The sequence below is a fragment of the Variovorax sp. RO1 genome (assembly GCF_002849325.1).
In the GTDB taxonomy this organism is placed as follows: Bacteria; Pseudomonadota; Gammaproteobacteria; order Burkholderiales; family Burkholderiaceae_C; genus Variovorax.
The window spans coordinates 171391-185681 of record NZ_PKMT01000005.1 but is presented as its reverse complement, the minus strand read 5'-3'; the positions used below and the strand labels follow the sequence as shown (position 1 = coordinate 185681).

Here is a 14291-nt window from a genome sequence, read left to right as displayed (position 1 = left end):
TTGACTAGCCTCCGGCGATCGATGCCGCGAGCAGAAAGTCCGTGACCTCCTCCGAGAAAACCCCGCGCCGCGCACCGATGAGCACGCCGTCCGCACTCTCCGGGTCGGGCCGTGCGGAAGGCATGCCATGGGCCACCAGGGCCTGCGCGCAGCCGACCCAGTCGCCGCCTTCGACGGGTTCGTTCAATGAGGCCCACGACAGGGTGCCGCAGGCGTTGTCGCCGAAGCCGTGAGGCGTCTGCCAGTCCGCGCCGTGTTCGAGCAGGAGCCGGGCAAGCGCCGCATTGCCGCGGAACACGGCGTGATTCAGCGCCGAGGCATCCCAGTCGCCGCCGCGGACTTCGAGCGGCCAGCCGAGCGTGACCATGACCTTCACCGCATCGCTGCAGCCCTGCGCTGCGAGCTCGGGCAGCAGGCGAAGCTGCGTGGTGTCGAGCGTGCCGATGAGGCCGGGGTGCTGTGCCTGCAGGTCCCGCGCCGTGGCTTCGTCGCTGCGGGCACATGCGGCGATGAAGGCCTCAGTGGTGGAGAGCGGCGCCTGTTCACCGCTCGCTGCCTGCAGCAGCTGCGCGACCTCGGTCAGCCCGAAGCGCAGGGCGATGGTGTGCGCGGGCGTGCCGTCTTGCGTGAACACGTTCGGGTGCGCGCCGGCGGCCAGCAAGGCCTCGATGTGCGCCGGTGAACGGCGGCGGCGAATGGCCCACAGCAGCGGCGAACCCCAGTCCGAGATGGGCGAGCCCTGCGGCTGTTCGTTCGCATCGCCGCCGTGCGCGAGCAAGAGGCGCAGCGTCTCGACGTCGTCCAGGTCGAGCACCCGGTACAGCGCGTTCGAACCCGTCACGCGCGCGCCGGCTTCGAGCAGCAGCTTGGCGCAGGCGGGCTGGTCCAGCGAGTGATAGAGCGATTCGCCGTCGTTCGGATCGACCCCGGCGTCGAGCAGCAGCTTCGTCAGTTCGGCGTCGTGGTTCTGGCCGGCCGCGCCGTACAGCGCGGACAGCCGCTCGGTGTCGGCGGGCGCTTCGAGCGATGCGGGAGGCCAGCGGTTGCCGGCCGATTGATCGGGCGAGGCGCCAGCGTCGAGCAGGAACTTCGCGCACGCGTGCAGGCGCTCGCGATAGCCCGGCAGTTGCATCAGGCCGGAGTGCGTGACAGCCACGAGCGGCGGCAATTGCAGCGGGCCGCCCGCGCGATGGACCCATGCCGGGTCGTGCGCGGTGGCTTGGCGCAACGCAGCTTCATCGCCGGTGGCGCATGCCAGGTACGGGTCGCCGCCGGCCAGCAGGGTGGGGTTCTCGTCGAGCAGGCGCAAGGCCACCGCAGGCCGTGCGCGGTTCGTGCCACCGGCGATGTCGCCCGCATACACGAGGCGCAGCCAGTGGAGCACCGCCTTGGCCGGGTCGTCGACCTGCGCCCTGCGCGTGAGAACGAAACCTTGCAGATCGGCCCACGACGCAAAGCCGTACTCGCGCGCGACGCACGACTGCGCATCGTGCAGACGCAAGCCCTGGGCTGAGAGGGCGGCATCGGTCTTGCCCGATGCGGCTGGCAAGGCAACGCGAAATCGGTGAAAGGCCTCGGGGTCGTTGCTTCGGTAGAGCGCAAGCAGTTCCTTGGCTTGCTTCTTCAGGTGGCCGATATCGGGCCGGGCGGGAATGCGCTTCATGGAAACCTCCGTGCATCAGGCGCCGATGACCCGCAAATCCGGCTGCACAAAAGGCTGTGGATCGTCATGAAGAAGGCAAGTGGGTTCAACCCTTCCCGCGGGCCCGGGCGCGGCTTGCACCGCGGATCGGATGGTAGTCGATGGCGGCACCGCGATGGAAGATGCTGAAGCTCAGGTTACGGCTTGCGCGCCACGATGAAAGGGCGGTTCTCTCCACCCTTCGTCGCGTGGTTCTCGGTGGCAAGCACCTCGAAGTCGGCAGCCTGCAGAAGCGAGCCCAGTTCCGCCGCCCGGAAGACACCGGCATGCGGCGCCAGCCCGATCGCGTGCATCGCCGGCAGCAAGGCCAGCCGCAGCAGCGGATTCATGTCGCCGAGGCAGGGCGTCTTGGAGATGAACAGGCCCTGCGGTGCGAGCAGGGCGTGGATGCTGCGCAGCGTGCCGGGCAGGTCGCGGACCAGGTGGAGGTAGTTGAACCCGATGACGACGTCGAAAGGGCCTTCGCTCGATGCCAGTGTCTCGGCAGTGGCTGCGCGGAACGCAAGGCCGGGGATGGGTGCGGCGGCGTGTTTCTCTTCGGCGATGGCGATCATTCCCTCAGCGATGTCTGTCGCCAGATAGGCGCGAGCGTGGCCCGCCAACCGAAGTGCCGTCGTGCCGGTTCCACAGCCCAGTTCGAGCACGCGCGCATCCGGTTTGAACAGCGCGCGGGCCCGGTCCAGCGTGCGCGCGTAGCCGGCCTCGTCCGTGATGGCGCTCTTCGCGTAGCGGCGTGAGGTGCGGTCCCAGAATCTGGCGTCGTTCGCGAGGCTCATGGTCTTCAGTGGGCGGCGTGTGGGAGGGTGCGGCGCACTGTAAACCGCCGGCCGGGCACTGTCGCCGATTTGCGCCGCTTCGCCCGCCATGTCGCTATGCTGGCGCCCGCCAATCCATCACTCCAAGAAAAGAGACTCTCATGACCCTGCGTACTTCGGCATTCTTTTCGTTGCGTTCCGTCGCCCTGGCCTGCGGCCTGGCGCTCGGCGCCGCGGCCACCGTGCAGGCGGCCCCCGATGCAAAGCTGCTCGCCGCCGCCGAGAAGGCGCAGCCCGCCGTCATCGACAACCTGAAGGAGATGGTGTCGATCGAGTCGGGCAGCCTGAACGTCGAGGGCCTGATGAAGATGGCCGATGTGATCGAAGGGCGCCTGAAGGCGGCCGGCTTCAAGACGGAGCGCCGCAAGGCCTCGGCCGGCGCGGGGGCCGACATCGTCATCGGCACGATCAAGGGCACGGGCAAGCGCAAGATCATGCTGCAGGGCCACATGGACACGGTGTACGCGCCGGGCATCCTGAACAGCCAGCCCTACAAGGTGGACGGCAACCGCATCTACGGCCCCGGCATCGCCGACGACAAGGGCGGCCTCGCGGTGATGATGGCGTCGCTGAAGATCCTGGCCGACGCAGGCTGGCGCGACTACGACACGCTCACCGTGCTCGTGAACCCCGACGAAGAAGTGGGCTCGGTGGGCTCGGGCGAACTCATCGCGACCACGGCCGATCTGCACGACACGGTGCTGTCCTTCGAGCCGACGGCCGCCAAGGCGGTGGCCAAGGGCGAGTCGCTGCTGCTCGGCGCGGCCGGCATCGCGCAGGCCACGCTCGAGGTGAAGGGCCGTGCGGCGCACGCCGGTGCCGCGCCCGAGCTGGGCCGCAATGCGCTGTACGAGCTGTCGTACCAGATGCTGCAGACCAAGGACCTCGCCAAGGACATCCCCGGCGTGACGCTGAACTGGACCGTGGCGCGCGCCACCGGCCCGATCAACCAGATCACCGAGAAGGCGCAGGCGCTGGGCGACATCCGCATCACGCAGCCCGGCGCCGAGAAGAAACTCACCGAGGCGCTGCAGGCCAAGATCGCCAGCGGCAAGCTGATTCCCGACACCGAGACGACGGTGAAGGTCGAGGTGGGCCGCCCGGCGTTTGTCGCGGGCGCCAAGGGCCGCGCGCTGGCCGAGAAGGCGCAGGCGATCTACAAGGAAATCGACCGCGAACTGGCGCTGACGCCGATGACCGGCGGCGGCACCGACGCCGGCTTCGCGGGCCGCTCGGGCAAGGCCACGGTGGTCGAGAGCTTCGGCCTCGCGGGCTTCGGCTACCACGCACGCGACGAGTACATCGAGGTCGATTCGATCGTGCCGCGCCTGTACCTCGTGACGCGGCTGCTGACCGAGATCGGCAAGAACTGAGGTTGCGCGTGGTGCGCCCGCGGCGGTGGCCGCGGGTTCACTGCTGCCCCGGAGGATCGCCCGGGCGGCGGCGATGCGCGGCTGCAGCCGCTGCTGCTGCCTGAGCCTGGGCTTGCTGTTGCTGCTGCTGCTGTTGCGCCTGCTGGCGTCGCACCTGCTCCTGTTGCTGTTGCTGTTGCTGTTGCTGTTGCTGTTGCTGTTGCTGGCGCGCCTGGTTCTGCGCCGCCTGCTGTTGTTGCATCTGCTGGCGCTGCATCTGCTCCTGCTGCTGGCGTTGTTGGGCCTGGGCGGCTTGCTGCTGTTGCATCTGCTGCTGGCGCGCCTGTTCCTGCTGGGCCTGACGTTGTTGTTGCACGGCTTGCGCCTGTGCCTGTTGCTGCTGCTGCATCTGCTGCTGACGACGCGCCTGCTCCTGTTGTTGAGCCTGCTGGGCTTGTTGCTGCGCCTGCCGTTGCTGCTGCTGGGCGGCTTGGGCCTGCTGTTGTTCCTGCTGACGCCTTAGTTGCTCCTGCTGCGCTTGTTGCTGCTGCATCTGTTGGCGTCGGCCTTGCTCTTGTTGCTGCGCCTGCTGCTGACCACGTGCCTGCTCTTGCTGGGCCTGTTGCTGCTGCACCTGCTGTCGCCGAGCTTGTTCTTGTTGAGCGTCCTGGCGTTGCCGCTGTTCCTGCTGCTGCTGTTGGCGCTGTTGGTTCTGAGCCGCTTGCTGTTGCTGCATCTGCTGACGGCGGGCCTGGTCCTGCGGGTCCTGGCGTTGGCGCCCTGCTTGTTCCTGTTGCGCTTGTTGCTGACGCCGGGCCTGCTCCTGCTGGGCCTGTTGTTGACGCTGCTGGTCCTGAGCCGCTTGCTGTTGCTGCATCTGTTGTCTACGGGCTTGGTCCTGCGGGTCTTGGCGTTGACGCAGTGCTTGCTCCTGTTGGGCTTGCTGCTGGCGTCGTGCCTGCTCCTGCTGCGCCTGTTGTTGGCGCTGCTGGTTCTGCGTGGCCTGCTGTTGCTGCATCTGCTGGCGACGGGCTTGTTCCTGCTGATCCTGGCGTTGCCGCAGTGCCTGTTCCTGTTGCGTCTGCTGTTGGCGGCGCGCCTGTTCCTGCTGGGCTTGCTGCTGCTGGCGCTGCTGGTTCTGGGCCGCTTGCTGTTGCATCTGCTGGCGTCGGGTCTGCTCTTGCTGGTCCGTGCGCTGGCGCAAGGCCTGCTCCTGCTGCGCCTGTTGTTGACGCCGTGCCTGTTCCTGTTGCACCTGCTGTTGTTCGCGCAACTGGTTCTGGGTCACCTGCTGTTGCATCAGCGCCTGTTGCTGCTGGGCGCGTGCCTGTTGTTGCAGCTGCTGCTGTTGTTGTTGCTGCGCCGTCTGCAATGCCGCCGCACCGGGTGACGGGCCGTTGCGATCGCCGCCATAGTTGTTGGTGTAGACGTTGCGCACGTTGTTCACGACCGTGGTCGAGCGCGAGACATACGTGCTGTTGTTGTAGACGACCGCGGGCCGGTAGGCGGGCGGCGGCGGTGCCGCGCGGTCGCGCCAGCGCGGCGTGCCCCAGTTCATGTTCCAGGCGTTCCAGCCCCAGCCGTGGCGCTCGAGCGCCGAGCCGACGATCACGCCGCTGCCGAAGGCGAGTGCGCCCACGGCGGCCACCTGGCCGCGGCTGTAGCCGGGCTCGACCACCACCGGCGGCGGTGCATAGGCATAGCCGGGGTAGACGGGCACGGGCATGTCGTACACCACCTGCGGGTCGTAGCGCGGCACGTACACCACGTCGGGCTGCACGGGCTCGATGGTGATGAACTCTTCAGGCGGCTCGATCACCATGGGGCCCGCGTACATCGGCTGCATGTCGGGCGCGGGCGTGTAGTTGGACGGCGTCGCGGCGCGCGCCACGCGCAGCTTGTCGTTGTTCTTGAGGCGGCCGGCCTTCGACGCGCGCTGGCGCATCACCTGGATCGCGTTCATCACGTCGGCGGGGTCGTTGTAGTACGCCTTGCCCAGCGATTCGGTCCACGCGATGTTGCCGGCCATCTGGTCCATCACGGGCCGGAATGCGGTGAGCGACTTCACGCTCGGGTCCCACGGCTGCTGGTTGGCCGCGTCGGCGAGCGGGCCGGCCTTGAGCGTGCGGTTCTGCTGCAACCAGTCGTGCGCTGCGGTGATCTGCTCGGGGTAAGTGGCGCCGGCCAGGACCTGCGCGACGAGCTTATCGGGGTACAGCGCAATCGGTGCAACCAGCTGGTAGAGCTGCTCGGCCGAGGGCGGTGTGTAGGCGGCAGGTACCGGCGCGGCGGGCGCTGGAGCCGGTGCTTGAGTCGTTGGCGCCTCAGCGGCTGGAGGCGGTGTCGCAGGCTTGTCGCAGCCTGCAATGAACAGCGCTGCAACGCACAGCGAGGCCATGAGGCGCCGCTGAAGCAGGGGGAGGCGGGGAGAGGGTGTCATCTGGCTGGTCCTGAAGACGCCGGCATGGTGCCCGGAACTCCTTCAACGGCGGGCCAGAGCAGGCGATGACACAGCCTGCGCCTCTGATGCAACGGTCTGTGTCGGCGGTGCGCCGTCTGTGTTGTCGGCGCAGGACCACGAGACCCGGGAACGCGCTACTTGGCGCCGCCCGAATACTTGGTGACGCTGCTCGCCTTCACGTGATATCCGCTCACGCCCATCATCGAGTCGTTGCGCAGCGTCTGCAGCTTGCCGGTGACCCACACGGTGTCCATGGCGCGGAACTTTGCGCCCTTCTGCGGAATGACGTGCAGGATCTGGTTGGCCGGCGGCGGCGGCGTGTGGATGCAGGCGCCGAAGTAGGGCACGAGCAAAAACTCGGTGACCTCGCCCTTGGCCTCTTCGAGCGGCACGATGAAGCCGGGGATCTTCACTTCCACGCCGTTGAGCGCGGGGTTGGTGGGCGCGTTGTTCGACACCTCCTGCATCTTCATCAGCAGCTCGTTGGCGCGCGGGTCGCCGTCGTCGAGCGTGCTCAGGTCGATGCCCTTGAAGGCCTTGGCCGGGTCCCAGTCCTTGGGCACCAGCTCTTCCCAGCTGATCTGGCGCGGCTGGCCCGACGCGGCCTGCGGCGCGGCTGCGGCCGGCTTGCCGCCCAGCGGGTTGGTCGCGGTGGTGTCCTTCGGTGCCGGGTCGGCGGCCCAGGCGGCGGCTGCGAGGCCGGCGCCGGCCAGCAGCATCGACAGGGCGGTGAGCACGCGGGGAGTAGGGGTCTTCGTCATGGTCAGATTCTCGGAGAAAGGCCGTCGGCCAGCGACAGGCGATAGGCCCGGATGCCGGGCAGCAGGCTCGCGAGCCAGCCCGCGACCAGCAGGCTCGCCGTCAGCAGCCATTCGTTCAGTGTAGGTTCGGACAGGCTCAGTGTCAGGCCGAACTGCGCCTGCAGCCATGGCGAGAGCAGGGCGATGCCGAGCACCGCCATGGTCACGCCCAGCAGCACGCCGAGCACGGTGACCAGCGCGCCTTCGAGCGCGAGCAGTGCCAGCACATGGCGCAGGCCTGCGCCCACGGCGCGCAGCACGGCGAGCTCGCGGCGGCGCTCGTTCAGCCCCGCCATCACCACCGACACCAGCCCCGCGAGGCTCACGAGTGCGACCAGTGCCGACATCAGCAGCAGCGCGTTCTCGCCGATGCCGATCACGCTCCACAGCTCGTCGAGTGCCACGCCGGGCAGGATGGCCATGAGCGGTTCGCCGGTGTAGGTCGAAATCCAGCGCTGCACGCCGAACACGGCCGCGCGGTTCTTCAGGCCCACCAGCGCGGCCGTCACGTTCTTGGGCGTGAGGTCGAACTTGCGCACCTGCTCGGCCGGAATCTTCACGCCCGGCATCGGCGCGCCGCCCACCCATTCGAGGTGGATGGCTTCCATCGCCGCGAGGCCGATGTGCACGGTGCGGTCGACCGGCGTGCCGGTGCGCGCGAGCACGCCCACCACGGTGAACGGCTTGTCGGCATGCTCGGCCACGTTGAGCTCGCCGCTGCCGTGCGCCAGCGTGATCTTCTGGCCCACGTGGTAGCCGAGCTTGTCGGCCACCTCGGCGCCGACCACGGCATCGAACAGCGCGTCGAAGGGCTTGCCTTCGCGCAGCTTCAAGGTCTGGCGGTCGCCGTAGCGGAAGTGCGAGAAGTACTCGGGCGTGGTCGCGAGCACCGAGAAGCCGCGGTGCGAATCGCCCAGCGACAGCGGCACGACCCAGTCGACACCGGGGTGCGCCTGCAGCGCCTGCACGCTCTTCCATGAGATGTTGTTGGTGGCCGCGCCGATGCGGAACACCGAGTACAGCAGCAGCTGCGTGGAGCCGGTGCGCGCGCCGACGATGAGGTCGGTGCCCGAGACCGACGACGCGAAGTTCTCGCGCAGCTCGGTGCGGATACGCTCGACGCCGAGCAGCAAAAAGGTCGACAGCGCGATCGAGAACACCGTCAGCGCGAGCGTGAAGCGGCGGTTCCAGGCGCTGCGCCAAGCGATCGAGAAAAGAGCGCTCATGCGTCCACCGCCATCGCGCTCGATGCCGCACGGTTGATCTCCGGCAGCAGCACGTGCCGCGCGAAGCGTGGCGCGATGCGCTGGTCGTGGCTCACGAACACGAGCGCGCTGTGGTTCACGGCGCAGGCCGTGAGCAGCACGTCGAGAAAGGCTTCGCGCCGGTCTTCGTCGAGTGCGGACGTGGGCTCGTCGGCGATCACGACCTCGGGCTGGCCGATGAGCGCGCGCGCCGCGGCCACACGCTGTTGCTGGCCCACCGAGAGCTGCAGCGCCTGGCGCTTCCACAGCGTGCGGTCCAGGCCCATCTGGTCGAGCAGGTGCTCGGCTTCGTCGCGTGAGCTGCCGTTGCGCGCGGCCTGCGCTTCGCGCCGCGCCGAGAAGCGGCAGGGCAGCAGCACGTTGTCGAGCACGCTCAGGTACGGCAGCAGGTTGAACTGCTGGAAGATGTAGCCCACGTGCGCCACGCGGCTGCGGTCGCGCTGCGTGCCCGAGAGCTTCGACCAATCGTGGCCCAGCAGCATGACGCGGCCTTCGTCGGCCACCAGCACGCCGGCCAGCAGCGACAGCAGCGTGCTCTTGCCGCAGCCGCTCGGGCCGTGCAAAAACACGGATTCACCCGCCGTGATGCGCAGGGCTTCGATGTCGATGCACGGTGTCTTCACGCCGGGCCAGGTGAAGCGCAGGGCTTCGGCGGCGAGCACGACGCGCAAGGGCGTGGTCTCGGCCTGCGGGGCGGTGCTCACGCTGTCACTTGCCCAGCGTCAGGCGGGAAGGCTGCGCCGCCTGCACGCCGCTCGGGCGCTTCAGCTGGCGCTTGAACTGGCCTTGCGCGCTGGCGATCTGCACGTCGATCTGGCGTGCGCCCTTGAAGGCCGAGAACAGGTTCACGTCGATGAACTTCGCGGCGGCGGCCTGGGTGCAGTTGAAGGAGAAAGAGGCGTCGAGGTCCGCGTGCCCGCTCGATTCGGCGGGGTCGGGGTTGCCCAGGCCGAGCGCGCCGGAGCGCAGGTCGACGGGGCCGAGCTTGCAGTTGGCGGCGGGGTCGATGGCGAAGAGCTTGTCGGCCGCGCGCAGCTGGGCGATGGCGGCTTCGACGGTTTTTTTCTCGGCGTCGGTCTTGGGCGCGCGCTCGAAGCCGACGATGTTGTCGAGTGGCGATTCCATGGCGATCACGATGGTGGGCCCGTCGATGGCCACGTCGAGCTTGAGCTGGCCGTGCACATGCGCGTGCTGTTGCTGGGCGTGCACAGGAACGGTGGCGGCCGCGAACAGCGCGGCGGCGGTCAGTGCGAAGCCGGAGGACATGCGTCGGAATCGGGTGTGCAGGGTCTGCAGGGTGTGCATCATGGTTCAGCGCCTTGCCGGGTCGGCAGCCCCGGCGTGTTGCTCCATTCGCTCCAGCTGCCGGCATAGAGCGCGGTCGTCCCGAGTCCCGCGATCTGCATCGCGAGCAGGTTGGGCACGGCGCTCACGCCGCTGCCGCACTGGTGGACGACGGTCGCCGCATCGCGCCCCGCGAGCAGTGCTTCGAACTCGGCGCGCAGTTGCGCGGCGGGCTTGAACTTGCCGTCGGGACCGATGTTGTCGGCGAAGGGCCGGTTCAGGGCCCCGGGGATGTGACCTGCGATCGGGTCCAGAGGTTCCACCTCGCCGCGATATCGTGCACCGGCCCGTGCGTCAATCAGCTGCTGGTCAGGTTGGCCGAGCCGACGCAACACGGTGTCGGTAGTCACAAGCTTCGCCAAGGGCTCGCCCTGCACGAAGTTCGACTGGAAGCGCGCGGGCTCCTCGCGGTCGGTCACTTCGCCGCCCGCGGCCTGCCAGGCCTGCAGGCCGCCGTCGAGCACTGCCACGGCGTCGTGGCCCATCCACTTGAGCATCCACCACAGGCGCCCGCAGTAGTTGGCGCCGTTGCGGTCGTACACCACGGCCTGCATCTCGTTGGAAAAACCCACCGACGACAGCCAGGTCGCGAACTTCTCGCGGCTGGGCAGCGGGTGGCGCCCGCCCGAGGCGGGCACGCCGTCGTCCTGTGCGACCACCACGTCGCCGTGCGCGCCGGGCAGGCCATGTTTGGCGCTGAGGTCGGTGTCGAGGTTGGCGTACTGCGCGCCCGGGATGTGCGCGGCGGCATACAGCTGTGCGCCCGCGTCGGGCTTCATGAGGTCGAAGCTGCAGTCGAACACCATGAGGGGCGAGTCGCCTTCCCGCAGCTGCCTCAGTTGTTCGACGGAGATGAGGGTGGTGTACATGGCGAGAGCTCCTTCGAAAAAATGATCGGCGATGGGTGCCGTGGCTGCTGCGTTCAGTGTTCCTCGGCCGGCGCCTTCGGCACGGCCCGCTGCCGCAACACGGTGGCCGCGATGCCGCTGGCGATGATCAGCGCCATGCCGGCCCAGCCGGTGGCGTCGATGCGGTCGTCGAACAGCACCACGCTATAGAAGGCCGCGAACACGATGCCCGAATATTGCAGGTTGGCGACCACCAGTGTGCCCGCCTGGGTCTTTGCGGTGGCGTAGGCGCGGGTCATGCACAGCTGTCCGAGAGCCGCCAGCAGGCCGATCGGCAGCAGCCACAGCGCATGCTGCCACGTCCACGAACTGCCGCCCGAAAACCCGGTCGCGGCCGTGGCGAAGGCGCCGGCCACGGCGGAGCCCACCGCGAAATAGAAGACCGTGCGCAGCTCGGGTTCGCCGATGCGCGACAGCGCCACCACCTGCATGTAGGCAAAGGCGGCCGTGACGCCCGACAGCAGGCCCAGCATGCCCGCGAAACCGTCGCCGCCGCCGACCGTGGGCTTGAGCATGAGCACCACGCCGGCAAAGCCCGCGAGCACGGTCATCACCAGCGGGCCCTGCAGCGGCGGGCGCTCGATGCGGCCGTCGCGTCCGGGCACCGGCACCCATGCCAGCAGCGCGCCGCCGACCAGGAAGGCCGCGACCCACACGCTGCTCATGTAGTTGAGCGTGACGGCGGTGGCCAGCGGCATGTGGGCAATGGCGTAGAACCACGCGCCCAGCGACACCACGCCGATGGTGCTGCGCCAGGCATGCATGCCGGGGTATTTGGTGGCCAGCGAGGTGCCGCGGTTGCGCGCCAGCAGCCAGAGGAACACGATGCCGATGAGGCCGCGCCCCAGGACCATCTCACCGCTGTTGAACCATTCCGAAGCAATCTTCACGACCACGCTCATGGTGGCGAACAGAAAGGCCCCGAGCACCATCCACAGCGCTTGCATCGATTGATATATCCAGATCAGAAAAAAGAAAGCCCCGGCGGGTGCGGGGCGGGAGAGGCGAGGGTCAGACGGGTGGTTGCTGCATGGCGTTGCGGTACCACTCGTGGAACTGCTGCATGCCGTCTTCCATGGGGCTCTGGTAAGGGCCCGTTTCGTTGTCGCCGCGCAGCATGAGCGCGCGGCGGCCGGCGTCCATGCGCTCGGCGATCTCGTCGTCTTCCACGCAGGTTTCCATGTAGGCGGCCTGCTGGGCCTCGACGAACTCGCGCTCGAAGGCGACGATTTCCTCGGGGTAGAAGAACTCGACCATGTTGAGCGTCTTGGTCGGGCTCACCGGGTGCAGCGTCGACACGGTGAGCACGTGCGGGTACCACTCGATCATCACGTGCGGGTAGTAGGTGAGCCAGATCGCGCCGTACTTCGGCGGCTTGCCGTCGCGGTACTTGAGCAGCTGCTCCTGCCACTTCTGGTAGACCGGGCTGCCCGCGCGGCCCAGGCGGTTGGCCACGCCCACCGTCTGCACCGAGAACTCGGGCTTGAACTCCCAGCGCAGGTCGTCGCAGGTGACGAAGCTGCCCAGGCCGGGGTGGAACGGGCCGACGTGGTAGTCCTCGAGGTAGACCTCGATGAAGGTCTTCCAGTTGTAGTTGCACTCGTGCAGCTCGACGCGGTCGAGCGCGTAGCCCGAGAAGTCGAGGTCGGCCTGCGGGCCCAGGCCCGCCATGTCGGCCGCCACGTCACGGCCGCTGCCGTCGGCGTTCTTCTCGAACAGAAGGCCGTTCCATTCGGTGAGCGGGTAGTTGTGCAGGTTCAGGCACGGGTCCTGGTCGAAATGCGGGGCGCCGATCAGCGTGCCGGTGGTGCGCGCATCTTTCGCGGCGTAGGTCCAGCGGTGCAGCGGGCAGACGATGTTGCCGCCGGTCTGGGTGTCGAGCTGGCCCCGGCCCTGCAGGATGAGGGCCTGGCGGTGGCGGCAGACGTTCGAGATGAGCTCCACGCCCTTGGGCGTGTGGACCAGCGCGCGGCCCTGGTGTTCTTGCGGCAGGGTGTGGAAGTCACCCGGCTCGGGCACGGCCAGTCGGTGCCCGACGTAGCGGGGCCCTCGCGCGAAAAGGTTCTGCATTTCGCGGGCGTACAAGGCCTCGTCGAAATACGCGGTAACTGGAAGTTGGCTCGCGGCCTGCTGCAGTTGAAGACTTAAATCAGACATGGAGGACCTGACCAAGCTCCCCACAGGGAGAAAAAAAGGAAAAAACGGAAGGCGCCGTCTGCATGGGTGACGGCCCGAAGAGGTGTGCCGGGCGACCGGCGGGGGAAGCGCGGATTGTACCCGGGGGGCATTTTTGCGCCCGAGGGGTTTTTGCCTCGCATCTCCGGGCGTCATACAGGGTGTTGCAAAGCTGCGCGCACGTGTGCACGCCGCCCGGCAGTCTGTTGCGACCCCGCCCTAAAATGCTTCGTTTCATCCACGATTCGTTGCATGCCCAAGGTGCCTTCTCCTTCCACGACCAGCCCGGCGGCGACGCCCGACACCGGGCCGCTGCCCGCCAGCTACGAAGCCGGGCTCCAGGAACTGGAACAACTGGTTGCAGAACTCGAATCGGGCCAGCTCCCGCTGGACCAGCTGCTGGGCAGCTACCAGCGCGGCGCCGCACTGCTCGGCTTTTGCCGCGACAAGCTGCAGGCGGTCGAAGACCAGATCAAGGTGCTCGACGCCGGCAGCCTCAAGCCCTGGACGGCCGAATGAGCGCCGTCCCGATGACCTCCACCACGACCACCGCCACTCCCTGGGACGCGAAGACGCTGGCCGGCTGGGCCGAGCCTCATCTGGCGACGGTCGAAGCGGCGCTGTCGCGCTGGGTCGGCGTCGTTGCGCCGGTGCTGCTGGGCGACGCCATGCGCTATGCCGTGCTCGACGGCGGCAAGCGGCTGCGGCCGCTGTTGGTGCTCGCGGCCAATGAAGCGGTCGGCGGCAACGCGCACGCCGCGCTGCGTGCGGCCTGCGCCACCGAACTCATCCACGCTTATTCACTCGTGCACGACGATCTGCCGTGCATGGACAACGACGTGCTGCGCCGCGGCAAGCCCACGGTGCACGTGAAGTTCGGCGAAGCCGACGCATTGCTCGCGGGTGACGCGCTGCAGGCACTGGCCTTCGAGCTGCTCGCGCCCGAGGGCGACGAGGTGCCCGCCGCGATGCAGGCCCTGCTGTGCCGCCTGCTGGCGCGCGCGGCCGGCAGCCAGGGCATGGCCGGCGGCCAGGCCATCGACCTGGCCAGCGTCGGCATCGCACTGAACGAAACCCAGCTGCGCGAAATGCACCGCCTGAAGACCGGCGCGCTGCTGCAGGGCAGCGTCGAGATGGGCGCCGCCTGCGGCACCGTGTCTCCGGCTGCATTGGCGGCACTGCGCGACTACGGCGCAGCCATCGGCCTCGCGTTCCAGGTGGTCGACGACATCCTCGACGTCACGGCCGACTCGCACACCCTGGGCAAGACCGCCGGCAAGGACGCCGCGGCCGACAAGCCCACCTACGTGTCGCTGCTCGGCCTGGACGGCGCGCGCGCGCAGGCGAGCCAGTTGCTCGCCGACGCGATCGCTGCGCTGAACAAGAGCGGCTTGACGGACACTGCCGCATTGCGCGCCCTGGCCCACATGGTGGTCGACCGCGACCGCTGAGAAGAAAAAAAGAACCCA

At 68.3% G+C, this 14291-nt stretch carries 13 protein-coding genes; 3 read left to right on the top strand and 10 right to left on the bottom strand.

Features of this window, described 5'->3' with window-relative positions; translation table 11 throughout:
* Window positions 1–4: 4 nt before the first annotated feature.
* Window positions 5–1663 carry an ankyrin repeat domain-containing protein gene (locus CY658_RS23925; RefSeq protein WP_101492559.1) on the bottom strand — a complete coding sequence of 553 codons (1659 nt, stop codon included), beginning with the start codon at window positions 1661–1663 and terminating at the stop codon, window positions 5–7.
* Window positions 1664–1839: 176 nt separating this feature from the next.
* Window positions 1840–2478 carry a class I SAM-dependent methyltransferase gene (locus tag CY658_RS23920; protein WP_101492558.1) on the bottom strand — a complete coding sequence of 213 codons (639 nt, stop codon included), beginning with the start codon at window positions 2476–2478 and terminating at the stop codon, window positions 1840–1842.
* A gap of 140 nt (window positions 2479–2618) precedes the next feature.
* Here CY658_RS23920 and CY658_RS23915 point away from each other — a divergent pair, with 140 nt between their 5' ends.
* Window positions 2619–3890, top strand: coding sequence for a M20/M25/M40 family metallo-hydrolase (locus CY658_RS23915; protein ID WP_101492557.1), 1272 nt, complete (start codon window positions 2619–2621; stop codon window positions 3888–3890).
* Between the two features lie 37 nt (window positions 3891–3927).
* Here CY658_RS23915 and CY658_RS23910 read toward each other — a convergent pair whose 3' ends face one another.
* The 8 genes from CY658_RS23910 to CY658_RS23875 form a co-directional block, all read right to left on the bottom strand.
* Window positions 3928–6309, bottom strand: a complete 2382-nt coding sequence (locus CY658_RS23910) for a DUF3300 domain-containing protein (RefSeq protein ID WP_101492556.1) — start codon at window positions 6307–6309, stop codon at window positions 3928–3930.
* Window positions 6310–6464: 155 nt separating this feature from the next.
* On the bottom strand, window positions 6465–7091 hold the full coding sequence (locus CY658_RS23905; protein WP_101492555.1) for a DUF3299 domain-containing protein: 627 nt from the start codon (window positions 7089–7091) through the stop codon (window positions 6465–6467).
* A 2-nt stretch (window positions 7092–7093) separates the two neighbouring features.
* Window positions 7094–8356 carry an ABC transporter permease gene (locus tag CY658_RS23900; RefSeq protein WP_101492554.1) on the bottom strand — a complete coding sequence of 421 codons (1263 nt, stop codon included), beginning with the start codon at window positions 8354–8356 and terminating at the stop codon, window positions 7094–7096.
* Complete coding sequence (locus CY658_RS23895) at window positions 8353–9099, bottom strand: ABC transporter ATP-binding protein (RefSeq protein WP_101492553.1); 747 nt, start codon at window positions 9097–9099, stop codon at window positions 8353–8355. Before CY658_RS23895 ends, CY658_RS23900 begins: the two co-directional genes overlap by 4 nt.
* A 4-nt stretch (window positions 9100–9103) precedes the next feature.
* Window positions 9104–9703, bottom strand: coding sequence for a DUF2796 domain-containing protein (locus CY658_RS23890; RefSeq protein WP_257884978.1), 600 nt, complete (start codon window positions 9701–9703; stop codon window positions 9104–9106).
* Window positions 9700–10608 (bottom strand): sulfurtransferase, encoded by a 909-nt coding sequence (locus tag CY658_RS23885; protein ID WP_101492552.1) that lies wholly within the window; start codon window positions 10606–10608, stop codon window positions 9700–9702. Before CY658_RS23885 ends, CY658_RS23890 begins: the two co-directional genes overlap by 4 nt.
* Before the next feature lie 53 nt (window positions 10609–10661).
* The gene (locus CY658_RS23880; protein WP_228121820.1) at window positions 10662–11594 is read right to left on the bottom strand and encodes a DMT family transporter; all 933 of its coding nucleotides are present in this window, start codon (window positions 11592–11594) and stop codon (window positions 10662–10664) included.
* 64 nt (window positions 11595–11658) lie between these two features.
* The gene (locus tag CY658_RS23875; protein WP_101492551.1) at window positions 11659–12804 is read right to left on the bottom strand and encodes an aromatic ring-hydroxylating oxygenase subunit alpha; all 1146 of its coding nucleotides are present in this window, start codon (window positions 12802–12804) and stop codon (window positions 11659–11661) included.
* 270 nt (window positions 12805–13074) lie between these two features.
* Between CY658_RS23875 and xseB the strand changes: the two genes are divergently transcribed.
* Together xseB and CY658_RS23865 are read left to right on the top strand one after the other, a co-directional pair.
* Window positions 13075–13341, top strand: coding sequence for an exodeoxyribonuclease VII small subunit (xseB, locus tag CY658_RS23870; protein WP_062468817.1), 267 nt, complete (start codon window positions 13075–13077; stop codon window positions 13339–13341).
* Window positions 13338–14273, top strand: a complete 936-nt coding sequence (locus tag CY658_RS23865) for a polyprenyl synthetase family protein (protein WP_180839040.1) — start codon at window positions 13338–13340, stop codon at window positions 14271–14273. Before xseB ends, CY658_RS23865 begins: the two co-directional genes overlap by 4 nt.
* The last annotated feature ends 18 nt before the right edge of the window (window positions 14274–14291 follow it).